Consider the following 23,425-nt stretch of genomic DNA (forward strand, 5'->3'; position numbering starts at 1 on the left):
AATATCATCATATGAACGCAAAAGAGTTTCTCAAATCAAAGGGCCAATTGGTACAGCCCAAAGTGCGGTTCCTGAATGCGGGAACGCCTTCACAGTATCCGCTGGAAGATCTGCTGGAAGAATACGCTGTGGCGGTAATGCCCGCCGTGCCAGTATACGACATTGACCCGCTGACCGGGCAGGAGGCGAAGGCATCCGGTAAACTGAAGGCCAGCAAGGATAAAGCGAAAAGAGGAAAATAATGTGGGATAAAATTACGGTGGGCAAGTTCCAGCAGCTACATGACATCATAGCCGGGCAGTCGTTCGAGAACGAACTGGACAAGCGCCTACATCTGCTGGCATGCCTGGAAGATAAGGAGCCGCAGCACTACGAGGACATGCCGCTGCCGAGGTTCATGGAAGAAGTGAAGAAAACGCATTTCCTATCCGTGAGTGACATTCCTTCCGTGAAAGCGAAGCGGGAACTCGTCATCGACGGCGCGAAATACCGTGTGTTGTATGACTTCCGCGATCTGACGGCCGGGCAGTTTATCGACGCGATCAACGAAACAAAGAACAAGGATGAGCACGTCCAGAAGCTACACCGGATACTCGCCGCCATATCGGTTCCAGAAGGGAAGAAATACGGCGACATGCCATTTGATGACGTGGCGGATGCCATGCTTGAAGTAGGTATACTGGATGCACAGGCTATTGCGCTTTTTTTTTGCGATCTCTGGAGCAGGTTCTTAAAAGATATTCCGGTCTATTTGGCAAAGAGGGTGAGGAAGGCGAAGAAGGGGGACTGGAAGAAGCTGGAAACAGCTTTACGAAACATTGGGGTTGGCTCCAATGTGCCTGCGATGTAGCAGAAATGGAGCGGATCACGCTTGAACAGGCGTATCAGCTCAGCGCGGTTAACTTCCTAAACGATTTGGCTTTCTTGAAGGACAAGCGGAAACATGATGAAATGGAGCGCAAACGCCTCCGGCAAAAACTAAACCTGAAGTAAATGGCTACGGAAGCGCAATTACAAAAACAACTCCTGGAAAGCGGGTTCCTCAATACCCTGGGAGCTAATGACGACAAGCTTGTCCTGAATGAGGTGGAGAAGATCTTCGTAAAGTGGATGGGGCGGCTGGTGGAGGTAATGCAGGAGCGGCTGAATACCGCCCGCGCTGACGGTACAGAGATTACCGCATCCGGCCGGCTGTCCGAATCTATCCGGTTTGAGTACGAGGTTTCCGGTACCGGGTACGAGGGCACGATCTTCATGGCTCATTACGCGGACTATGTGGACAAGGGGGTACAGGGTGTTGGCCCCAATAACCAGAACAGCACCAGCCCCTACAGTTTCAAGTTTGCCTTTCCGACAAAGAAGCACCAGGAGGCGCTGATCATGTGGGTGCGGCAAAAGAACGTACTCACCGACGTTACCGCTCCGAAGGGGTTACTCGGTAAGCACACCCGCGCATTCCTGCGGAACGACGCCCGCCGCAAGTCCCTGGCAATTTCCATCGGTGTAGCCAGTAAGCGGAAAGGTTTGAAGGCGCGGCCATTCAAGGCGGAAGCTATCGATGAAGTGCTTGCTGCCATGACAAAGGAGATTGCCCAGGCAACCGCAAGGGATGTCAAGATAAACGTGGAAACATCAGTTCTTAAATAGTCATTTATCACCGTGTAGTTTACGCTTCAGTGCTTCCAATGGATTTTCGTCGCGATCATGTTCATGGCAATTATTGTCCTGATCCTCTTCGAAAGACACTTCATCTGAATCATTTGAATAGTCGTAACTCTCCGTGTCGGAATAGTTTAATTTACTGATAAGGATGTCGCAGATTTTAAGCGCCTTTTTATTTCCTTCTTGGGAGTTATACTCAGAAAACTCATCCGGTATCCGAATGTGACCACCAATAAATGAGATTTCAAATGGCTTAGTTCTGAATAAGTCCGCGAGGGTTCCCGTCAAGCTAATTGTAAAGTGTCCATTATCTGAAGAAATGTGGGCAGACTGAATAACCCCTTCAAATTCAAAGTTTATGTTGTATGTGTGCATTAGATATAATTTATAACAATATAACAAATGGCAATTACAATACAGTCAAACCCCGGTAAGTTCACTCCGGCATTCAACTCGATCATATTCCGAATATCCTCGGACAATTACGCGCAGCCGGATTTCAAGTTTGTGGCTGACGTTTACGATGGTTCCGGTAACCTGGTGGCGACGCAGAAATATCAGCCCGCCGTGGTCGGCAGTAGCCCCATTGACATTGATGTATTTCGGACAGTACAGGAGCTTGTTGCCGCTGATTACTGCAAGTTCAATTCCGTGGTATCTCCCAACCTGGTAATAAATTCCGGTGGAGCGGTTGCCAGTTATAGTGTCCAGTTTGGCGAACAGTATAACGGGGTGGTACACGCCAACCTGACCAGTTACTCCGGGTACATCTTCAACGGCTCAATTCCCAATATCCGCTTTGCCTTCTTCCAGGCCAGTGACTACCTGAATAAAAAATTCCTGACCACCTTATCCCGGCAGGTAGTGCGGAAACGGGACAGCGCCATGCTATCCATTCTGCAGAGCGACACGACCGCGATCACCGGGTTTGATGTGGAGATTTTCGATCTGGCCGGGAACAGCATCTACACCGGAAACATTGAAAACCCCCTCACAAGTCTTTCGGCTACCAATAACCGCCTACTTCACGTTCATTGTGGGTTCGACTACCTTTACGCACAAATGGGCTTTAATTCGACCGTATACGCCCAGGCTGCGTATTACGTGATCAGTACTTCGCCCGGCGCGTCCATGCGGTTTGACCTTTACAGCCTTTGCGAAAGGTTCCCCGGCGTACGCCTGTACTTCCTCAATGACCTGGGCGGGTTCGATGCTTTCAACTTCATGCTGCCGGATCGCTGGTCACAGTCCAACGAGAAGAAGGTCTACCAGCGCCAGCCGCTTGACAAGCGATCATCCTATGACCCGACGAACAAACGGTTCGAGGCAACGGTGCGCAGTTACTACACCCGGTACGTGAACAAGGTAAAGCTGACCAGCGACTACCTGACAGACCAGGAAGCTCAATTACTCCTGCAGCTTGTACCGTCACCCCTCGTTTATATGGAGATCGATGCCACAGAATACGGCGGCACCGGGTTGTCCTTGCTTCCAGTAGATGTGAAGATGACCGACTACGAGGTGAAGAAAACCCGGCTGGACAAGCTTTTTACGGTGGAGATCAACATCGAGATCACGCAACCGAATTTCCGCCAGGCGGTTTAAGCAGTTTTGTTGGGTAAAAAATAGAAATTCTGCTATGTAGTGTTGATGGTACGATCAACAGTTATAGTAGAGGGATACGCGGTAGACCTGATCGAGGACGTAGCAACTGATTTCACGTTCTCGATCCAGGATATACGCACACCCGACAAACGGAATACCGGCTATTCCAAGGACATCGAACTGCCCGGCACCCCGAAGAATAACGCTTTGTTCGCCCATATCTTCAGCGTAAACAGTGAAAACGACTGGACGGCGGATCAGCCGAACATCGGGTACAACTTCAATCCGAATAAGGTAGCAAAAGCCCTGGTGCTGGTTGACGGTATACAGGTATTTCGCGGGGTGATCCGGGTAAGCAGGATAACCATACGGGACGGTGAGATTAAATACCATACTAATGTGATCGGCCGACTGTCCGATATCCTGTTTTCAATGGGGGATAAGAAGTTGGGGGATATTGATTTCAGTGATATGGAGCACGACCTGAGCCCCGCCCACCTTCAGGACGTATGGAACAACCCGCAGAATTACCGATACACCTATCCCATGATCGACTATGGCTACTCCACCGATGGTCGCCATTACCCGATCCAGAACTTTGCGCCGGCCATCTATGTAAAGGAGTACATCGACCGGATGTTTGCAGATGCGGGGTTTACCTACAATTGCCCATTTTTTCTTTCTCCTTACTTCCAGGCGCTGATCATACCCGTATCGCATAAGTTCGAGTTTACGGCGCCCGCCAATAAGGTGAAGTACCTGGAACTGCGTAGTATCAACCAGAACCTCGAAAACAACCGATCCGGCAACAACTGGCGTTTCGTTACAATCCCTTTCGCTACGGAGACGCTGGATAAATACGGCTGGCATGTTGGCGCAAACCATGATATCGTGATCACGCAGACCACTGAAGTATCATTTCAGTTCGATCTGAATTTCACATATAACAACTCCAAAGGCCGGGCAGCAGAGGTGTTTGTTTTGCTGAACAACGATCACGGTAACAGGCTAGTTGTGGAGACTGTACCAGCGAACGCTATCTACCGGAAAACTATTGAGATATCAAAAAGGAAGTGGGTAACGGGTAGCCGTATCACCATTGGTGTCAATATGCCTCCAAAGGGGCGTGTGTTTTTCAATACTCTGAGTAGGTGGTATGCACCATCTCCTACCGATGATAGTACCTATCCTTTGGATGTGGGTATTCCGGTAGATATGTCAGGAATGGTCAGCAAAGACATTGCACAAAAGGACTTTTTCAAGTCAATCCTCCTGATGCATAATCTGTATGTTTTCACGGACGAGAACAACGACCGGAACCTGTTCATCGTGCCCCAGGCATGGTTTTACAACAACTTCGCCGGTGACGCAGTGGACTGGACCTACAAGCTGGCGCATGACCAGCAGCAGGAGATCATACCTATGGGTGAACTCGCGGCGCGGGAATACCTTCTCACATACAAAAAGGACACGGATTATTACAACGACCAGCGATACTTCCAGATATACGGGGAAATCTACGGCCAGAAGCAGGCCATTGCGGACAATGATTTTGAAAAGGATACACAGAAGATAGAACTGATATTCAGTCCATCCCCTCCGGTACAGAACGAAGGCAACACCCGCGTCATGCCACACCTGTATAAAGTTGACCAGAACGAGGTAAAGCAACGCGATGCCTTCAATATCCGGATTCTGCTGTACGGTGGCCTGAAGCCGAGTAAAACCGGGTTTGGGTATGCCGATCCCTCCGCACCCTGGATACTGACCGACCTGTATGGTAATGATCTTGCCTCCTATTCACAATACCCCTATGCCGGCATGTGGGACGATCCTGTAGCCCGGTCCAGGGATCTTTGTTTCGGTCCTCCGCAGGAAACCTTCTACACTTACCCGGATGGAACCTACCCCGATGTTGGGCTATACAGGTTTTGGTGGGAGGGCTTTATCAGTGAGATCACCAACAAGGACAGCAAGCTGTTCCGCGCCATGTTCAGGCTGACCCCCAATGATATTAATCAGCTCGATTTCAAGCGGCTGGTAAAGGTTGACAACACGTATTACAAACTGAACAAGGTTTTCGAGTTCAAGCCGCTTTCGTCAGAGCTGACGAAGGTGGAATTATTTAAATCATCGGTGGCTGTAGAGGTAGAGCGTCCGGGCTTCCTGAAGTGGAGCGATGAAGGATACCTGCTGCACTCTGACGAATCACCGGCAAGAATCCCTCTCGCATAATGGCGGATAAAAAATTAAACCAGCTTGACCCGGCCAGTACGCTATCGGCAAACGATATAATCGGCTTGTGTCAGAACCTGAGCACCGGGGAGATGGTGTATGAAAGCCTGGGCGTGTTCAGGAGCTACGTCCTCGGCGGGGCGAATGCTGGCGCCCGGATATACTTCGTTTCCGGAGTGCCGAGTGATCTGCTCGGTGTGGACAACGACCTGGTGATCGATACCCAGGGGAAGAACTTCTATTTCAAGGAATCCGGAGCCTGGGTACTGAAAGACAACTACGGAGCCCCTGATACCGGAATCGGTGTGAAGCGCTTCACCTCGGTATATGGATCGGACGGGCTGGCGGCCGACGGGCTTAGCTACCAGGATGATGACCTGATCGGTGGTGACGTAACAGATGTGAGGGTAGAGGTTACGCCGCTGATCGCTGTGGAGGCATGGGGTACCACACCAGCTTTCGATGAATTTGATTTCGACGATACCACGGGCACTGTGCTATTCGGTGATCCTCTGCCTGCAGGTATGCGCATAACCATACTTTATTCCTTCTAACATGGCAGATGAAACAGCAAATGTAAGGGTCGGTGTCCAGGTAGACGGAGGAAAGACCGTGGGCACCTTGAAAAAGGATCTCCGGGACGCCCAGGGGGAAGCAATAGCGCTTTCCCGTGAATTTGGGGAACTGTCCCCGCAGGCTATTGCTGCAGCAAAACGAGTAGTGGAGCTGAAGGACGAAATGAACGACCTGAACGAAAGGGTGGCGCTGTTCGATCCGGGCGCAAAGTTCCAGGCCTTCGGTAACGTGGTCTCCTCGGTGTCCGCCGGCTTCACCGCTGCGCAGGGGGCGATGGCATTGTTCGGTAGCGAAAGCGAAGACCTTCAAAAGCAGCTCGTAAAGCTCCAGGGGGCGCTGGCGCTTTCGCAGGGGCTTTCCACTATTGCGGATAGCTGGAAGGATTTCCAGCGGCTCGGTGCCATCGTCCGGACACAGGTTGTCGGCGCTTTCACAACACTGAAGGGCGCTCTGGCGGCCACGGGAATTGGCGCCCTGGTGATTGCTATCGGTACACTGGTGACCAATTTCGAGGCTATTGAGAAGTGGCTGAAGAAGATTATTCCCGGCTTTGAGGGCTTCGGCGCAGTGTTCAACAAGGTAAAGGCAATTGCCTTTGGTACGTTCAACGCTATCACTGAAGGTTTCAAAGTGGTATGGGATGTTGTGTCCAACATCTTTACCGGGGATTTCTCCGCCGCGGCAGATGCCGCCCGCAATGCCGGCTCCCGGATAGGTGCAGCCTACGCTGAAGGGTTTAACGAGGAAGTAAAGAGCCAGGCGGAAGATGCCGCGCGGGAAATGATAAATGCCCGTATTGCCTTCCAGGAAAGAGAACTGAAGGTATTACAAGCTGGTGGTGAGAAGCGACTGAAGGAGGCACGAGCACTGGAACGGAAAATACTTGAAAACAAGATTGCCGCAGAGAAGGCTGGCACACAGGCCCGGTTTGACGCGGAAGCCGAACTGCGGGCATTTGATGCGAAAGCCGCCGCAGATCGTCAGAAGGCAGCAGATGACGCAGCGAAAGAGGCAGAGGCGAAACGTAAGGAGGCCGGGCAAAAGGCACTACAGCAACTTACCTCGCAGCAGGACCTGGAATACCGCCGCGCAGCTCTTGCCGGCCACGATCTTTATTTGTTGAAATCCCAACAACTGACGGCGCAGCTGGAGCTGGTTAAAAAGTACGGGCTTGACCTTGCAGCTATCCAGAATCAGCAGGCGTCCGAGGAACTGGCCCGCAGGGAAGCACTGAGTAAAACGCTGAAGGATAATGTTACAGCGACCACCGGCGTGATTTCTTCCGGCCTGCAGAATATCGGTGCTGCTCAGGCAAACTTCAACACAACCGTCAATAATGGCGCGATTGAAGGGGCAAACAAGATTGCAGAAGCTGAAAAGATGAAACAGGACCAGATGTTGGCTACGAACGAGCTTTTGTCTGCACTGGTTCAGGACCGGGAGAACCTTTCGGATATTGAAAAGGTGGCTGTGATGGCCTCTTACGTTACTACACTGTTCGCTGAGCAGGGCAAGCGCGATGCAATGGAGATGACGCAGGCTGCTTTGAAGATAGCAACGCAGGTATTTGGAGAGGAAACTGCGGCGGGTAAGGCGTTTGCCATTGCCACCGCTACCATCGAAACATACAAAGCCGCACAGATGTCATTTTCTGCCTTCGCTGCTATTCCCATTGTTGGCCCCGCGTTGGGTGCGGTAGCTGCTGCCGCTGCAATCGTAGCGGGTATAGCCAGGGTTCGGCAGATTACCAAAGTGAAAGTTCCGGGAGGGGGAGGTGCGGGTGGAGGCTCTACACCATCTCCCGATGCGAGTGCGCCGGCTATGCCACGGGTTCAAGGGGATACTGGCACGATGGTACAGCAGCTGGACCAGCTGAACAGCAACCAGCAGCAGCCAATCAGGGCCGTAGTTGTGGAATCCGATATTACCAATACACAGGACCGGGTGGCTAAGATAGAGGCGCTCGCTCAATTCTAACCGTAAAAACAAGCATATGAGTTTACCTACATACAAGCTGGTGATCAGCGACAACGAAAACGATAAAACGGAAGTGGATTTCGTGGGGCTCGTAGACCGCCCTGCCATTGAGCGGGATTTCCTGGCCTTCAAGGAGAAGCAAATGCTTTTTATCGAGGATGAGGATCAGCGGATCGTTACCGGACCGGCTATGGTCCCGGACATGCCTATATTCCGGAAGGACAAGGAGTACGGAGAATACTACGTCGTGTTTGAGGCCGACACAATCAGCAAGATTGTGCAGCGGTTCTTCAAAAAGGGCTACCAGGGAAATATAAACCTGGATCATAAGCGGAAAGATCTTGTGGCGGATAGTGTGTTCTTCGAAAGCTGGATTGTTGACCGCGAAAAAGGAAAGCAGCCACTGAAGGGAATGGACGACCTGCCGGACGGTACCTGGTTTCTCTCTGCAAAGATCAATAATGACGAGGCGTGGGAAAAAATCAAAGCCGGCGAGGTGAAAGGCTTCTCTGTGGAGGGTGTATTTGAGTTCCTGGAGGTTTCAGAACCCGATCCGGAGGAAGAAATGCTGGAGATGATATCCCAATACCTGGGGGAATCTGATGTAGAATAAAAAATTTTTTGGCACAAATCGCAGGAAGGGGATATGTAAGGTAAGTGAACCCAATAAATACAGGTTTATCATGAAGAAATCTCATAAAGAAGCATTTGAAAAAGTGGTTTCATCCATCCGGAAAAGCATTTTCGGAAAGGAAAAGTTTGAAAGCGGCAAGCTGTCAGACGGCACCACCATAGAATATTCCAGCCTGGAAGCTGGCGCCGAAATTTCAGTTACCGACGCAGAGGGTAACGCAACCCCTGCCCCTGTTGGTGAGTACGAACTGGAAGACGGCCGTATCGTTGTCGTAAGTGAAGTGGGTAAAATCGCTGAGATCAAAGAAGCTGCTCCCGAAGAAGGCGGGCAAAAGCCCGAAGAAATGGCCGAGGATGAGAAACCCGCAGCTCCTGCCGGCGGTGGTCTTGACTGGAGCCAGCAGATCGAGGACCTGAAGCGGAGTTTGGCATGGCAGGCTGAACGTGTCGCATCCCTTGTAACTGCGATCAATATGTTCAAGGCCGACGCCAGGGAGGTTTTCGAGGCTTTCCAGGAATATATCGAAGTGGATTCCGCTTCCAGTCAGGGCGGCGCCATCACGAAGCCGAAGCAGACGGTTTTTGGCGAGATCAAAGAGAAACGCGCTGAATCACGGGAAAGGGTTCTGACCAAATTCAAGGCGTTCAACGTGAAGCACAAAATTAATAAAACTGCCTGATCCCTTGCCTATGTGCTAAGAGAACGTCAGGAAGCGAATAATCCATTAAAACACAAAAATAACAGCTATGGCACTTGATTTAGATGCTTTAGAGAATTATACCCAACAGAACGCCGAGGACCTGGTTGTCGGTAGCCTTTTTGAGGCTAAAACGCAAAGGATCATCAAATCCGAGGGCGTTGTAGAAACAGGTATTAAATCAGCCCGGACTGTTAACCGTCTGGAAACTGATGTCATCTTCCAGGATGACGATGATTGCGGCTTCACGCCGTCCGGCACCACCAAAATTTCCCAAAGGGTGCTCGAAGTTGGCCCCATCAAGGTCAACGAGGCACTTTGCCCTAAGAAACTCAACCGCGTTTACCTGCAGCATGAAGTGAAGCAGGGTTCTGCCGATGACGAGATACCTTTTGAGGAAGAGTACTCCGAGCAGAAGATGCTCGGCATTGCCGCAGCCAATGAGGTTGCCATCTGGCAGGGTGACAAAGACGGTGTAGACGCGAACCTGAACAAATACGACGGGTTTATCAAAATCCTCGCAGCAGGTGACGTATCCGGCTCTGTTATTCACGCCAACGTTGCGCAGTTTATCTCCGGCGCCCCCCTGGGTTCCGGTACGGTTATCACCGGCGAGCTGGCGATCCAGATCGTTGACGGCATCTACAAGGCACTGCCGGCTAAAATCCTCAGCAAAAGAGATCTCCGCGTATGGTGCGGTTCCGATTTCTTCCGGACCTACGTGTTGGGCCTGAAGGAGAAGAACCTTTACCATTACGCTCCTGAGCATGATGATCTCGATATCAAGGTGCCGGCAACGAACCTTATCCTTACAGGCACTCATGGCCTCGATGGTACAAATAAGCTGTACGCACTTCGTACATCGAATATGCACCTCGGTACTGACCTGGAGGGTGAGGACGAAACCTTCAGCATGAAATATGCTGAGGAAGCCGAAGAAGTACGCTTCAAATCGGCCTTCAAGCTCGGTGTTCAAATTGCATTCCCTGACGAGGTTGTTGAGTTCCATCTCGGCTGATAACATATGGGCCGGTTCACGCCGGCCCTATCTTTAATCTGAAAATGCGTAAAGATGGCATCTTGTAATCTTACTCAAAATATCATGCTGGATTGCCGGGATTCAGCGGGCGGTGTCAAGGAAGTGTATTTCATCGAGTTTGACAACGTTACCGATGTAACCGAGGCTTCAGGGATGGTTACGGCGATCACCGTGGCATCCACTAAACAGTTCCGGCGCTACCAGGTACCCAAAGAAACATCCTTCTGGACCCAAACACTGAATAGCAGTGTACAGAACGGCACGATCTTCTACCAACAGGAGCTTACCATCGTGGCGAACAAAATGCAGGCGAACACCCGAAATGAATTGCAGTTGCTCGCTATGAACCGGCTGCTGGCTATTGTGAAAGACATGAACGACAAGTACCATTTGCTCGGTTGGGGCAACGCACTCGATGCGACTGCTGGCGAAGACGGCAGCGGTACAGCGACGGGTGACCGGAACGGATATTCCAGGACATTTACTGCGATGGAGCGGTTTATGGCCCCAGAGGTTCAATCCGGTATCATATCCGGCTTACTGTCGCCGGCAGCATAACAACGTAACCAAATAATATCAATAAATGTAAATCCTTTTTTTCACCAATACGCGGTAGTGTCGGTGTAAACTGAAGTGATAAATATAAGCAGTCCGCTACGACAAGAGGGGTGATATCTACCACCCCTCATTTTTTTTGGGTAAAAATCAGATTTTCTGCTATGTAATGATGTATGATCATTCTAAGAAGAGGAGAAATATCTACAGTTGCAGTGACAGCCTCTGAAACAGGCCACACTAGCAACAATTATACGTTTAAGTTCATCCACTCACTGACGAAGAGGGTGGTTAATGTAGAGTTGCCATACCAGGCTCATACAAAACGAGTTGATTATTTCCAGATCGATGTTGATCAATTCTTTTCCAACGAGGATGAAGGGGAATACACTTACGAATTGTACGCAAACTACGATTATGACCAACCTGACTATAAGCTTGAAGAGGGAATCATGCGCCTGATCGGGGAAAGGACAGTTTATATCCAGTATGAACCATCAATAGAATACGTTACTTATGGCGGATAAACAAGATAAAGTAATAAAGGTTAGTGAACGCTTTAGCCTGGTGGTGTTCGAGGATGAATCGCAGCCCTCATTTGTGGAGAAAAAGGGTAAACCGTATATCTATTACGGGAAGAAAAACGACTATCCGCAGTACTTACTATACCTGTATAATAATTCTTCAAAGCATATGGCCCTTGTCAATGGCAAGGTGAACTATATCATGGGCAAGGGGTGGTCATTTGACAAAAACCTCCCGGACCAAAGTAAAATAAAGGCATTCGTTGACAGCGCAAACAGTGACGGTGAGAACCTGTTTGAAGTCAGTGAAAAATGTGCGCTCGATATGGAGATTTTCAACGGGGCATATGTTCAGATTGAGTGGGGCAAAAACGGTGAGATAGCTTCGATATACCATGTTGACTACTCCACGGTCCGGAGCAACAAGGATAATTCCATGTTTTTCGTTTCAGACGAGTGGGTTACAGAGAAGTCAGACGGTACTATCGTTACGAATAGTCGGCCAAAATTCGAAGAATTTCACGCCTACAATCCTAAGAATACATCCGGTACCCAAATACTCTACATAAAGAAATACCATCCAGGAGTTGATACCTACACACTACCCACTTACAGGGGATCTAACACCTGGATTGAGATTGACATTGAGATAGGAAACTATCATCTGTCCAACGTAAAGGGCGGCTTCTTCGCTAACAAACTCATCAACCTGAACAACGGCCTGCCTTCCGAAGAAGAAAAGCAGAAAACGGAAAGCATGTTTAAAAAGAAGTTTTCAGGAGTGACTGGACAGCGGTTTGTTATCTGCTACAATGATACTCCAGAAGGGGCTGCAACTGTTCAGGATTTGAGTATTTCTGAGTCGGACAAGATTTTCGACCTTCTCAACAAAACTGCTCAGCAGGAAATACTCACCGGGCATAACGTTGTGTCGCCTATGCTTTTCGGTATCAAAACGGAGGGCCAGTTGGGGGGCAATAACGAGCTGCGGACCGCATACGAGATATTCCAGAATACATACGTTAGTAAAAAGCAGCAGTGGATAGAACGGACGATCAATATGATCGCTGCTAAGGCCGGCATTACTTCCCCCAATCCCCTGCAAATATTGCCGACGGAGCCGGTATCTTATCAGTTCACCGAAGCGACCCTTGCCAGGGTGATGACGGACGACGAGATACGGGAAAGGGCTGGCTTACCGCCCCGTTCTGTGGCGCCGGGTGCTACCCAGCAGTTCACTGGCTCCGAAGATGAAAAGGACGCCGATGTTTTCGCGGGATTCGGGTATGACCGAACAAAATATGAGGTCATAAAATCCTCTCAGGTCACCTTCATGAACGATGATGACGAGATGGAGCACTTCGCCTCAACTATGGGGGCCATTACCTCTATCCAGGAGCAGATACTCGCCATTCTGAAGAAAGACCCGCTCACCACACAGCAGGCACTCTCCGACAGCCTGGGGGAATCCCTTGAAATGATCAATGAGGCTATCTATGACCTGGTGTATAACGAACTGCTAGAAGTCAAAAAGGAGGTAAAGGATGGTGAAACCCTGGTCCGCAGGCAACCGATCAACAATGCCGACGAGCTGATCAAGAATATCGAGCCGGAAAACCGAAGTATACAGGTGCTTTACAGCTACGAGGGGCCAAAGGACGATAAAAACCGACCGTTTTGCAAGCGGCTCCTGGAGCTGAACAGGCTATACAGCCGGGCGGATATTGAAAAAATATCTACTCGTTTGCAATATTCTGTGTGGACCAGGCGCGGGGGATGGTATACTATCCCCGGAACTAACACTCACCGGCCATATTGCCGTCATAGTTGGAAAAGCAATGTTGTCGTAAAACGCAGATCATGAGTAAAAAGATCCTTTTTCTGTCTGAAAAATACATCAAAGAGAACTCTTTCGTTTCGGATAACGTGAATCCGAAGGATCTGCTGCCGACCGTCAAGGCAGTTCAGGACATTTACATACACCCGATGCTCGGCACCGCCCTGTATAACAAGTTGCAGGACCTGGTTATGAACCAGAATACGACGCCAATACCAGCCGATTATGTGTCCCTGCTGGATTATTACATACTTGACGCTCTTTTATGGTACGCTTTGGCCGATATGCCCATCCCGCTACAGATGAAGCTGGTAAACAAAGGGGTTGTTCAGCGGGCAGATGCTACGATTGCAGTTTCCAGCACTTCAGACAGGAAGGAGCTACATGATTACTGTAAGAGTAAGGCGGAATGGTACGCGCAACGGGCGATCAACTACCTGCGGGCCAATACGGACAAATATCCGGATTATATAGACCCCGGAACGGGCTGTGATGTTATCCTGCCGGATAGGACGCAGTTCAGTACAGGCATTTTCTTGGGCGCTTCAGCCGGCCGTCGCCGCCGGAATTTCGGAGATAAATATCAATGACGATGGCAGGAAAGAAAAACGAGAAGAAGCTTATTGAGTACCTGAAAAAAATCGGAAGGAATGACGTTAAACAACATCCTCGCCCTGTTAAAAAAGTTCGCAGACGACCATCTGCAAATTAACAGCTACGGCCAGGGACCCACGGACGATATGACAGTGAAGGACCAGCTTTATGCAGCCATGTGGGTTGCGTTGCTTCCATCTACGTATTCAGAGAAGGCAATGAACCACCGGATGGCTGTTATTTTCTATGACCGCCTGAAGCACGACAAGAGCAATGAGCTAGAGGTGCAAAGCGATATGCTATCCGTTGCGATGGACCTAGTGGCTTACTTGAGAGACAATCCGGACTTCGACATAAATCTTACCGGCGACCCATCTATAAACTACTTCACCGAGAGATTTACCGATTGGTGTTCTGGTGTTGAGATGACAATAACAATAAAAGATCCAAAACCTTTAGACAGATGCGTTATTCCTTTTTCTTGATCTTGCTGATCACTATCAGCAGTTTAGCTTCCGCACAATGGAGGCCGAATCCGTATTACTTCTATTTCAAAGGGCTGAAGGCGGACAGCGTAATGGTGGTTCCACGAGATACCATCAATAATAACCCTGCCGACAGCGGAAGTATTGCATTCAAAAATGGCTCCATGTGGTTCCGGAATAAATCTGCCTTCCGACAAATGGGTGTCATGGTGAGTTCCTACATAGGGACATTGAGCAGTGACTCAGTACTTTCTGATCCAAACCCACCGGGGAGTTATCTATTATATATCCAATCCGATACTTTAAAGGGTAAGACTATATTATTTGTTACGTCAGGACAAGAGAACCTTTACCCTGTCAACAGTCTTGATCTTGTTATATCTCCCTGGCCACCCAATCAACCGGCGCCATACTACTACGATAAAGTCAGGGGGCGAGTTTGGGTTCCAGCGTTCTATTCACCACAAGATTCTGTTAGCATAAACGTGATACTTGCCGATATGTAAAAATTGAATCGATGATAGGAGTATATAAATATACGGATACCGAAGCTCAGTTTGTGGAATTGATGAATAGATACAGGCGGTTGATCTTCTCTATAATAAATAAATACGCCTTCATCAAAGAACAAGAAAAGGAGGACTACTATCAGGAGGTTGTTTGTTTTCTATGGGAGAGATTTGAAAGGTTCGATCATACGAAAGGCGGTTTTGCTGTATGGATGTACCAAAATGCTGAATGGGCGATTCTCACATATCGTCGTAAAATTAGGTGGTATAGTGAAAAGGTAACCTTTTCGGACAGCATAGTTAGTTGGTATGATGCCGCTGATGATGAGTATGATGAAAGTAACATTCAGCAGTTGCAAAAGATAATATCCGAACTATCACCCAACCATCAGCGTATAGTACGAATGTTCCTGGAGGGTGAGAACCTTGCACAAAGATCGTTGGAGGATGGTAAATGTGCAACTGCTTACAGCTCCACACTCCATGCTATCAGGAAAAGGATTTTAAGTCAACATGGAAAATCGTTTGAGCAAATAGCAATCGACCCCCGCAAAACGATTGTTGTGCCGAATGGGAGGACAAACGAATTGCATGTCAACTCACGCCCGGTAGAGATGCGTGATATGAACGGAGCATTTATAAAATCGTTTCCTTCAGCATCGGAGGCTCATAGAAATGGCTTTAATGCATCGATGGTAGTAGCGGTTGCCAGAGGTAAACGATATTCTTACAAGGGGTATAAATGGAATTATGTTGGGGGCTCGGTGGACCGCAAGCCTATGCAATCTGGTAGAGCGAAGATTGCAGTCTTACAAAAGAGGATCACAGGTGAAATAGTTGCACGTTTTTCATGCCTAAGTGAATGCAAGGAAGCTGGGTTTAACCCGGACTCTATTTCCAAGAATATTAAAGGTAAGACCAAAGAATACCGAGGTTACGTATGGGTTAGGGAAAGCGAATCAATTGCTGTTTAAGTATTGCGGTAATGAATAATATGAACCTAAAGGAGCATTATGAGAAGCACAGGAATGACAATCTTCCCCGGCTGTGGCAGATGCATCAGGACGTAATTCGGCGTGTGCTTTATCGATACCCCTTTGTGAATATGCAAGATCATGAGGATTATACCCAAGAGATATTTTTATATATCTGGGAGCGTTATGATAAATGGCTGGACGCACAAACTATTGGAATATCATTCGCACAATGGCTATATGTGAAAGCGAAAACGTGTATTGTTGACTGTAGATGCAGGCAATTGGGTATAGGAAGGAGAAATCCGGAAAGACGGTACAGAGAACGAATGATCTATTATGAAGATATGGGTTCGTTTATCGTTTCAGAGATGGAGAAACCTTCAAACTATAGCGAAGAAAATTTCAGAGGGTTGGAAAGGGCCATTTCAGAACTGCGGGCGCCGGAAAAAAAAGTTATTAGCATGTTCATGGATGGCGAATGCATGACTGCCAAATCGGTCGAGCATGGCAAATGCCCATCCCGGTATAACACTGTTATGAGTTTGATAGTTAAGAAGATCAGGGCGAATGCTGCAGTTTACTTTGTTGACTATACAATCAAAGAAAAAGTACGCAAGGAAGGTGTAAAAGGGAATGATAATGTATTGTCAAAGGCGGTTTTTCAGTTGAAAATGGATGGCGAAGTTGTTAGATTATGGGAGAACGCCCTCGCAGCCGAGAGAGAGGAGGGATTCAAAAGTAGCAGTATCAGACAAGTCGCCAGAGGCGAGAAGTTTTCTTATCGCGGGTTTAGATGGGCATATGAATGTGACGGTATTTTGAAGGTTCTTTCCCGTACAAGGGGGGCAGGAAATGTTCGATCAATTTTGCAGCTCTCGCCTTCTGGAGAGTTGATTAAGAGATGGGAAACGGTTACAGCTGCAGTAACCGCCGGATATTCGGAAACGTGCATTCGCAGAGTGATAAGTGGTGAGCGCCCTCACTACAAAGGCTATAAATGGCAATATGCCAGTTAGCAAACTGTTCAAAGGGAATAAGCAATAATTATTCACATATCAGTTGAAAAGTCTAAAGGAAGAATCCGGCCTCCCTGTCTAAGGAGGCCGTTCTTTATAGTACATTACCGACGGCCTCTTATCCGCTTTAGGTCCTTCCGCTGAATAGTAATCTCCCTCCCGATTTTTGATCCTTTTATTCCAAACTCCAGCATCTTTCGCCGGACAGTAGCCTTGTGGCAGTTTAATTCAGATGCCGCTTGTTCGAGCGTCAATTCCTCGTAGTCTGACGGCGATTTCTGTGCTTCAATATACTTTTGGATAGCCTTTTCGCAGGCAGCGTCAAGCATGCGCTGTAACTCCGGCACTGTTAGACTAATAATTTCTATACGCTCCATTTCACATGTTATAGCTCGTCTATAAATTTTATCATTCGGGCCCTATGGTAAATTATTCCAGGTCTTTTGCGCTCTCCGACAGGTTTTTTAATATACTTCCAATGGTATCTAAACTCTAACGTGGCGTCACCACGCATATCGCGAAGCATATCTAGGCTAAAGGGAAATTCTTCAAGTGCCTTCTTTTCACTGATCCACTCGCAGCGAGGATATCCAAAAAGAATGTCAAGATAGCGCACAATTTCATGCGCAATTTTTCTTTCGTCTTTCATACATCAAATAATTTGATGTTACAAATTACGAGGTATATACATTCAGTCCTTATGGAGATTTGCTGACGGTAACTTTTCCCGGGCAGTGTTATTTCTGCGCATTCCAATGCATCAGGCCACCACAGCGGATTTAGTGATTGTTTAGTTTTTTTTATTGTTTGTAATGATATGATTATCAATATTTGCTTGGTGGGCCAATGTTTTGCTGTGCATGCGCCCCGGAATTCAGTACCGCGTCTATCAAAAATCCGGTGAATTCGCTATGATCTGTTTCCGCATGCGCTCGCCCTCTTTCTCCAGGTAGATCTTCGAAGTGTTCACCGAGGTATGCCCCCAGCCTATGGAGACCGCCGGCAGATCAACTCCTGCATCCCGTTTCGCGTCGCCGCCGGCGCCTTTGAAAGAATACAGGCTCACGTCCAGACCAAGTTGCACCTTCACATACTTATACCACAAGCGGGAAAGGTTGTTGGTAGTCAGGCTGCGTGGGCCAGACTGGAGCTTGCGGCCGAACAGGTAATTTGTGCCCGGCTGATCGCCCTGGCGCTCCCTGATCCAATCTAAAAGAAAAGTCGGTACCGGCACCAGGCGGAAAACCTTCGTTTTACCTACCTCGTAGCTCAGCTTAATGATCGAGTTCAGCCAGTCCACCATATCGTACTGTACCTGCAGTATCTCATCAGGGCGCATACCTGTCACATATTCCACCCGTAACAGGTTTCCCAGTTCGGGATGAGCTTTGGCCAAGTGGTTTTTGATGAGCTCGGTTTCTTCATCGGTCGCGTGGCGGTGGATTCCGAACGCAATGGGGGGCTTGTCGTCGATTTTATCGCACGGATTGAACTCAATAGCATCCAGCCCCACAAGGGTGTCAAAAAACGCACTCAGATACGATTTATAACGGTTGAATGCATTTGGCGTCCAGGTCTTCCCCTTCTTTTCTTTGTCGTACTCTTCCTGCCGGTCCTTCCCGATCTGTTCCAAGATCATGCGGACATGCAGCCGCTTCAGCTTACACAGCGGCAGTGTATCTACTGATAGTGCTTTGGCTGCTGGCACAGCGTATCGCAGCCCGGTTTCGTAGTTGAATTTCGTCTTTCTCTTCAGATCCTTCTTTTTGATCTGATAGGAGAGATCCAGCGCCTCGGCAAGTGGTGTGTCTGGCGTTGGGATTGGAATGCCATCTGGCGTTTTGAGAATGATTGCTGCCGGCGGGGTAGGTTCTTCCGGCTTGATGGAGCTGAGGTAAGTTTCGATGTTGCAGTCGAAGGGATTCCAGCCATTTTCCAAGGCTTTGGAAACAACCTTCTTTACCATTTTGCCCTCTATATCGCGTTCACGGGCTGTTTTGAAGAAATTGATCCCCAAGCGAACTTGTACAGGCTTGCGTTTCATCCGGACCGGGCATGTGAAGCGGAAACCCACATACCACTCCTTATCTGTATCGCCGCCGTACCTGTACAATTCGGGGTCAGAATAACCTTGTTTCAGCATACTAACTAAAATTAATGTTTGACTTTTCGTTTGACATTATTCTAATTAGCACTTCGGAAATCGCCGAAAATCAAGACTATAAAGAACTGCGGAGGAGAAGGGATTCGAACCCTTGATAGGCTTTCACCTATACACACTTTCCAGGCGTGCCAGTTCAACCACTCCTGCACTCCTCCGTACGGTTGAATTGATTATTCAGGGCTGCAAAGATAATCCTTTGGATAATAAATCCAAAAAATCCTCCTTTTATTCCCCTTTGTACACCATATTCATGTATTTCCCGCCTTTCCGCAGCTCTTCCAGCATCTGGTTCAGCCGTTTCTGCCGCGTTTCCTCCCGTTTGGCGCTGCTGATCCAGTGGATGTAGTCGTTTTGCTGATACGGGGGGCGCTTTTCGTACTTTTCGTACAGCTTATGGCGGGTCAGCGCCTCGCCGATGAAATCCGGCATCGGGTAGCGCGGGCGCTTCAGCGAGCTAAAATCCCTTTTCATCCGTTAATATTTATTTTTTTACGGGTCAGATGGAACCTTACGGTTTCATACAATATATTTTAAGCTATTTTACTACAAAATTCCAATTACCATGCCGTATACCCGTCGAAATTTTATTCAGACCCTCGCCATGGCGGGCGCAGCCTTTCCCCTGCGGGGCCTCGCCGGAAAAGCGGCTCCCGCATGGGAGATACACTGCTTTTCCAAACCGTTTCAATGGATGGATTATGACCTGCTTTGTGAAACTTTTGCCGCGGCGGGGCTGGACGGGGTGGATTATACCGTTCGTCCGGGCGGGCATGTGCTGCCGGAGAAGGTGGCTGACGACTTGCCGAAAGCCGTAGCAGCGGTTAAAAAGGCGGGCATGAAGGCGGTGATGATGACGACCGCCATACTCGACGCAAAGGAAAAGTATACCGAAGATATCCTTCAAACAGCAGCGGGAGAAGGCATCCGGTATTACCGCATGGGCTGGTATGAATATCTGAAAGATAGGCCGCTGCTGGAAAGCCTCCACCACCGCGGCCAGCAGCTGAAAGAATTAACCCTCCTGAACAGGAAATACAACATCCGCGCGGCCTACCAGAACCACGCCGGTAAGCTGGTCGGCGCCTCGGTGTGGGACTTGTACGAGATGATCAAAGATGTTGATCCGGCCTTTACAGGGGTGCAATACGATATCCGGCATGCTACCGTGGAAGGCGCCAACAGCTGGCCGCTGGGGTTGCAGCTGATCCGGCCGTTCATCAATACGCTGGTGATAAAAGACACCCGGTGGACGCAGCGCAACGGGCGTTACGTGCTGGAAAATGTGCCATTGGGCGAAGGCATGGTGGATTTCGCGGCATTCTTCAGGCAGGTGAAGCAGCTGGGTATTCATGTGCCGGTAACTTTGCATCTTGAATACGAATTGCTGAGCAAAGCGGAGGAAGCCTTGCCTGTAAAGCAGAAGCAGCAGATCGTGCTGAACAAGCTGAAGAAGGATGTGGACACGCTGAAGGGCTGGCTGGCCTAAAACTCCGCGTCCGGCAGCGTCAGTTCCCCACGCATCGGCGTTTCTATCAGCCGTTTGATCTCGGCAGGCGGAAGGTCCTGCCCCAGGAGGAACATCAGTTTGGTGGTGGTAGCCTCAAAGGTCATGTCGTGACCGCTGATCACGCCCACTTTCTGCAGTTGCTGGCTGGTTTCATATTTTCCAAGCTCTACCGATCCCCCGTCACACTGTGTAATGTCTACCATGATGATCCCCTTGTCTGTCGCTTTTTGCAGGCAGTCGGTGAACCAGGACTGAGTGGTGGCGTTCCCGCTGCCGAAGGTTTCAAGCAGCAGCCCGCGCATGCCGGGGGTATTGATGATCGCTTCCACGGCGCGGCGGGTGATGCCGGGGAAGATCTTGAGCACCCCGATGTTGGGGTCCATATTCTTGTGCACCACCAGTCCTTTGTCAGGCGCGGGCAGTACGTACTGGTTTTTATATTTGATGTCGATGCCGGCCTCTGCCAGCGCGGGATAGTTCATGGAATAGAACGCCTCGAATTTCTCCGCGTTGTATTTCTTGGCGCGGTTGCCGCGGAAGAGCATGAAGTCGAAATAGATGCAGACCTCCGGCACCATGCAGTGGCCGTTGCTTTTGGTAGATGCGATCTCCATCGCGGTGATGATGTTTTCTTTGGCGTCCGTACGGATCTTGCCGATGGGCAGCTGGCTGCCGGTGAGGATCACCGGTTTGGAAAGGTTTTCCAGCATGTAGCTGAGCGCGGAAGCGGTAAAGGCCATAGTGTCCGAACCATGCAGGATCACGAACCCATCGTAGCGGTCGTAACGGTCTTCGATGATGCTGGCCAGTTCCGACCAGATATCCGGTTGCATGTCTGACGAATCCATCGGCGGATTGAAGGCGTACACGTAGAAATCAATTCCCATCCGGTACAGTTCAGGCAGGTTGTTCCTTATTTCATTAAAGCCGATGGGCCGCAAGGCAGCCGTCTTTTCGTCGTAGATCATCCCCACGGTGCCCCCGGTATAGATGATGAGAATTTTCGTCATTTATCTATCAATAGAATTGCATGCAAATGTATCTACTTATCAGTTAGAGCGTTTTAAATAATTTCTGTGCATTGGCATTGGTAATTGCAGCTACTTCTTCAATTTTTAGATTTTTTGCATCTGCGATCTTTTCGGCGATCAATGGAATGTAAGCGCTTTCGTTGCGTTTGCCGCGATAGGGGACCGGTGCGAGGTAGGGTGCATCCGTTTCCAGCACGATGTGTTCCATCCCAATATCCGCTATCAAAACGTCCAGCCCCGCTTTTTTGAAAGTGACCACCCCGCCGATGCCGAGGTAGAATCCCATATCAATGATCTCCTGCGCTTCCTCCCGTGTGCCGGAAAAACAGTGGAATACGCCTGTCAGCGTGCCGTCGTGCAGCTCTTTCACTACCTCTATGCAGGCGCGGGTGGCTTCCCGGCTGTGGATCGAAATAGGCAGGCCATGCTCTTTGGCCATGATGATCTGCTGCCGGAACGCCTCCGTTTGCCGGTCGATGTACGTTTTGTCCCAGTAAAAGTCCAGCCCGATCTCCCCCACACCCCAGAAACGGCGCTTCTTCAGCCAGCTCCGCACAATAGCCAGCTGCTCTTCAACGTTTTCTGTCACGTAACAGGGGTGGATGCCCATCATGGGAAGGCATTTCCCGGGGAATTGCGTCTCCAGGGCCAGCATTCCGTCAATGGAGCCTTCATCGATATTCGGCATCAGCAGCCTGTCAACGCCCTGCCGGATGGCCCGTTCCACCATTTCCGTCCTGTCAGCCGCAAACTCTTTGGAATATAAATGGGTGTGGGTGTCGGTCCAGTTCATTACATATAGTTTTTTTCAATTAATTGTTTATCTTTATTTTCGCAAAAATTATAATATTTAACAAAAACCTTTTCACAAAGGTACAGTCTGAATACCATACCCTATTAAAACCGCTAAGATGAAACACTATTTTAACGCCAACAAGGTTCTCACGCTGACCGCAGTAGCCATCGGCACCATCACCGTTTTTTTCGCCTGCAAAAAGGATGACAAGGAGGGAGGAGATGAGCAAAGAGATTTACAGGTCATGAGCATTGCGCAGAAGGAAGCCGAGGTGAACGTCATATACGAAGATGCCTTCGAAGTAACGCTGGAAGCCAGTTCCCAGGATAACGGATTGAGCGGTACTGGCCGTAAAGCGCCGGTATCTGAAGGCGCGCAGGCCCGCTATTGTGAAACCATGCTCATTGGTTACGATCCTACAGACCTTGTTACATGGCCCAAGACGGTAACGATCGATTTCGGGGAAGGCTGCACCGACGCGGCCGGCCGCACCCGTAAGGGACTTATTCAGGTGGTGTTGAACAAGCCCGTTTTCCAGCAGGGCGCCAAAGCGACTATTACATTCGTGGATTATTATGTGAATGATATCAAGGTAGAAGGCACCCAGGTACTGGAAAACCTTTCTACCGGTTACTCCTACATGGTAAGCGGCGGCAAGCTGACCTATCCCGGCAATTATGTGGTGGAATACAGCGGTACCCGCACCGTTATGCTGAAGGAAGGTGCTGAAACTCCCTTCGTACTGATGGATGATGTATATGAACTGAGCGGCAACGCCACCCTGAAAGACAGCGCCATCACCGCACAGGTGGCTACTACCGAAAAGCTGCAGCGCCGCCTAGATTGTGCGCACATCGGTAAGGGCGTTCTTACCATCACCGTCAACGGCCATACGGCGAAACTGGATTATGGTAACGGTGATTGCGATAACAAAGCAATGCTGACGCTGAACGATAAAACGAAAAAAATCACCCTGCCGAGATAATCCGGCTGGTAAAAGATATA

Annotated in this window: 26 protein-coding genes and 1 tRNA gene; 19 read left to right on the forward strand and 8 right to left on the reverse strand. The window is 49.3% G+C overall.

Annotated features, from left to right (window positions below; all coding sequences use genetic code 11):
- Positions 1-11: 11 nt before the first annotated feature.
- The 3 genes from CCY01nite_RS09195 to CCY01nite_RS09205 all read left to right on the forward strand — a co-directional run bounded on the left by CCY01nite_RS09195 (position 12) and on the right by CCY01nite_RS09205 (position 1,647).
- Positions 12-242, forward strand: coding sequence for a hypothetical protein (locus CCY01nite_RS09195; RefSeq protein ID WP_146859906.1), 231 nt, complete (start codon positions 12-14; stop codon positions 240-242).
- Positions 242-850 carry a hypothetical protein gene (locus CCY01nite_RS09200; protein WP_146859908.1) on the forward strand — a complete coding sequence of 203 codons (609 nt, stop codon included), beginning with the start codon at positions 242-244 and terminating at the stop codon, positions 848-850. The genes CCY01nite_RS09195 and CCY01nite_RS09200 overlap by 1 nt, the downstream gene beginning before the upstream one ends.
- A gap of 143 nt (positions 851-993) precedes the next feature.
- On the forward strand, positions 994-1,647 hold the full coding sequence (locus CCY01nite_RS09205) for a hypothetical protein (RefSeq protein WP_146859910.1): 654 nt from the start codon (positions 994-996) through the stop codon (positions 1,645-1,647).
- On the opposite strand, the gene CCY01nite_RS09210 is transcribed toward CCY01nite_RS09205, so the two are convergent.
- Positions 1,648-2,037: a hypothetical protein gene (locus CCY01nite_RS09210; protein WP_146859912.1), complete on the reverse strand. Its 390-nt coding sequence runs from the start codon at positions 2,035-2,037 to the stop codon at positions 1,648-1,650.
- Between the two features lie 27 nt (positions 2,038-2,064).
- Between CCY01nite_RS09210 and CCY01nite_RS09215 the strand changes: the two genes are divergently transcribed.
- The 14 genes from CCY01nite_RS09215 to CCY01nite_RS09280 all read left to right on the forward strand — a co-directional run bounded on the left by CCY01nite_RS09215 (position 2,065) and on the right by CCY01nite_RS09280 (position 16,922).
- Complete coding sequence (locus CCY01nite_RS09215) at positions 2,065-3,267, forward strand: hypothetical protein (protein ID WP_146859914.1); 1,203 nt, start codon at positions 2,065-2,067, stop codon at positions 3,265-3,267.
- Between the two features lie 45 nt (positions 3,268-3,312).
- Positions 3,313-5,502 carry a hypothetical protein gene (locus CCY01nite_RS09220; RefSeq protein ID WP_146859916.1) on the forward strand — a complete coding sequence of 730 codons (2,190 nt, stop codon included), beginning with the start codon at positions 3,313-3,315 and terminating at the stop codon, positions 5,500-5,502.
- A gap of 65 nt (positions 5,503-5,567) precedes the next feature.
- Entirely contained in the window at positions 5,568-6,056 is a 489-nt protein-coding gene (locus CCY01nite_RS09225; RefSeq protein ID WP_146859918.1) for a hypothetical protein, read from the forward strand.
- Position 6,057: 1 nt separating this feature from the next.
- A complete protein-coding gene (locus tag CCY01nite_RS09230; protein ID WP_146859920.1) occupies positions 6,058-8,055 on the forward strand; it encodes a phage tail tape measure protein in 1,998 nt (665 codons plus the stop codon).
- A gap of 16 nt (positions 8,056-8,071) precedes the next feature.
- Positions 8,072-8,668, forward strand: a complete 597-nt coding sequence (locus CCY01nite_RS09235; RefSeq protein ID WP_146859922.1) for an XkdF-like putative serine protease domain-containing protein — start codon at positions 8,072-8,074, stop codon at positions 8,666-8,668.
- 70 nt (positions 8,669-8,738) lie between these two features.
- Positions 8,739-9,368, forward strand: coding sequence for a hypothetical protein (locus CCY01nite_RS09240; RefSeq protein WP_146859924.1), 630 nt, complete (start codon positions 8,739-8,741; stop codon positions 9,366-9,368).
- Positions 9,369-9,435: 67 nt separating this feature from the next.
- Positions 9,436-10,404, forward strand: a complete 969-nt coding sequence (locus CCY01nite_RS09245) for a hypothetical protein (RefSeq protein WP_146859926.1) — start codon at positions 9,436-9,438, stop codon at positions 10,402-10,404.
- 54 nt (positions 10,405-10,458) lie between these two features.
- Positions 10,459-10,983 (forward strand): hypothetical protein, encoded by a 525-nt coding sequence (locus CCY01nite_RS09250; RefSeq protein ID WP_146859928.1) that lies wholly within the window; start codon positions 10,459-10,461, stop codon positions 10,981-10,983.
- Between the two features lie 173 nt (positions 10,984-11,156).
- On the forward strand, positions 11,157-11,507 hold the full coding sequence (locus CCY01nite_RS09255) for a hypothetical protein (RefSeq protein WP_146859930.1): 351 nt from the start codon (positions 11,157-11,159) through the stop codon (positions 11,505-11,507).
- Complete coding sequence (locus CCY01nite_RS09260; RefSeq protein ID WP_146859932.1) at positions 11,497-13,368, forward strand: hypothetical protein; 1,872 nt, start codon at positions 11,497-11,499, stop codon at positions 13,366-13,368. Before CCY01nite_RS09255 ends, CCY01nite_RS09260 begins: the two co-directional genes overlap by 11 nt.
- Positions 13,365-13,931, forward strand: coding sequence for a DUF6712 family protein (locus CCY01nite_RS09265; RefSeq protein WP_146859934.1), 567 nt, complete (start codon positions 13,365-13,367; stop codon positions 13,929-13,931). Before CCY01nite_RS09260 ends, CCY01nite_RS09265 begins: the two co-directional genes overlap by 4 nt.
- Positions 13,932-13,991: 60 nt before the next feature.
- Positions 13,992-14,420, forward strand: a complete 429-nt coding sequence (locus CCY01nite_RS09270) for a hypothetical protein (protein WP_146859936.1) — start codon at positions 13,992-13,994, stop codon at positions 14,418-14,420.
- Positions 14,421-14,937: 517 nt separating this feature from the next.
- A complete protein-coding gene (locus CCY01nite_RS09275) occupies positions 14,938-15,903 on the forward strand; it encodes a sigma-70 family RNA polymerase sigma factor (protein WP_146859938.1) in 966 nt (321 codons plus the stop codon).
- A 20-nt stretch (positions 15,904-15,923) separates the two neighbouring features.
- Positions 15,924-16,922: a sigma factor gene (locus CCY01nite_RS09280; protein WP_186830980.1), complete on the forward strand. Its 999-nt coding sequence runs from the start codon at positions 15,924-15,926 to the stop codon at positions 16,920-16,922.
- 104 nt (positions 16,923-17,026) lie between these two features.
- Here CCY01nite_RS09280 and CCY01nite_RS09285 read toward each other — a convergent pair whose 3' ends face one another.
- From CCY01nite_RS09285 to CCY01nite_RS09305, 5 genes are all read right to left on the reverse strand, one after another.
- Entirely contained in the window at positions 17,027-17,299 is a 273-nt protein-coding gene (locus CCY01nite_RS09285; RefSeq protein ID WP_146859942.1) for a helix-turn-helix domain-containing protein, read from the reverse strand.
- 8 nt (positions 17,300-17,307) lie between these two features.
- Positions 17,308-17,571: a hypothetical protein gene (locus tag CCY01nite_RS09290; RefSeq protein WP_146859944.1), complete on the reverse strand. Its 264-nt coding sequence runs from the start codon at positions 17,569-17,571 to the stop codon at positions 17,308-17,310.
- Positions 17,572-17,811: 240 nt separating this feature from the next.
- Positions 17,812-19,065 (reverse strand): tyrosine-type recombinase/integrase, encoded by a 1,254-nt coding sequence (locus CCY01nite_RS09295; RefSeq protein ID WP_146859946.1) that lies wholly within the window; start codon positions 19,063-19,065, stop codon positions 17,812-17,814.
- A gap of 89 nt (positions 19,066-19,154) precedes the next feature.
- Positions 19,155-19,241 (reverse strand) — tRNA-Ser (locus CCY01nite_RS09300).
- A 70-nt stretch (positions 19,242-19,311) separates the two neighbouring features.
- On the reverse strand, positions 19,312-19,557 hold the full coding sequence (locus CCY01nite_RS09305; RefSeq protein ID WP_146859948.1) for a YdeI/OmpD-associated family protein: 246 nt from the start codon (positions 19,555-19,557) through the stop codon (positions 19,312-19,314).
- Positions 19,558-19,648: 91 nt separating this feature from the next.
- Here CCY01nite_RS09305 and CCY01nite_RS09310 point away from each other — a divergent pair, with 91 nt between their 5' ends.
- Complete coding sequence (locus tag CCY01nite_RS09310) at positions 19,649-20,572, forward strand: sugar phosphate isomerase/epimerase family protein (protein WP_146859949.1); 924 nt, start codon at positions 19,649-19,651, stop codon at positions 20,570-20,572.
- On the opposite strand, the gene CCY01nite_RS09315 is transcribed toward CCY01nite_RS09310, so the two are convergent.
- The gene (locus CCY01nite_RS09315; protein ID WP_146859951.1) at positions 20,569-21,603 is read right to left on the reverse strand and encodes an asparaginase; all 1,035 of its coding nucleotides are present in this window, start codon (positions 21,601-21,603) and stop codon (positions 20,569-20,571) included. The genes CCY01nite_RS09310 and CCY01nite_RS09315 overlap by 4 nt on opposite strands.
- A gap of 43 nt (positions 21,604-21,646) precedes the next feature.
- Positions 21,647-22,417: a TatD family hydrolase gene (locus CCY01nite_RS09320; RefSeq protein WP_146859953.1), complete on the reverse strand. Its 771-nt coding sequence runs from the start codon at positions 22,415-22,417 to the stop codon at positions 21,647-21,649.
- Between the two features lie 118 nt (positions 22,418-22,535).
- On the opposite strand from CCY01nite_RS09320, the gene CCY01nite_RS09325 reads away from it, so the two are divergent.
- The gene (locus CCY01nite_RS09325; protein WP_146859955.1) at positions 22,536-23,405 is read left to right on the forward strand and encodes a hypothetical protein; all 870 of its coding nucleotides are present in this window, start codon (positions 22,536-22,538) and stop codon (positions 23,403-23,405) included.
- Positions 23,406-23,425: the final 20 nt, after the last annotated feature.

It is taken from the genome of Chitinophaga cymbidii (assembly GCF_007992715.1).
Taxonomy (GTDB): domain Bacteria; phylum Bacteroidota; class Bacteroidia; order Chitinophagales; family Chitinophagaceae; genus Chitinophaga; species Chitinophaga cymbidii.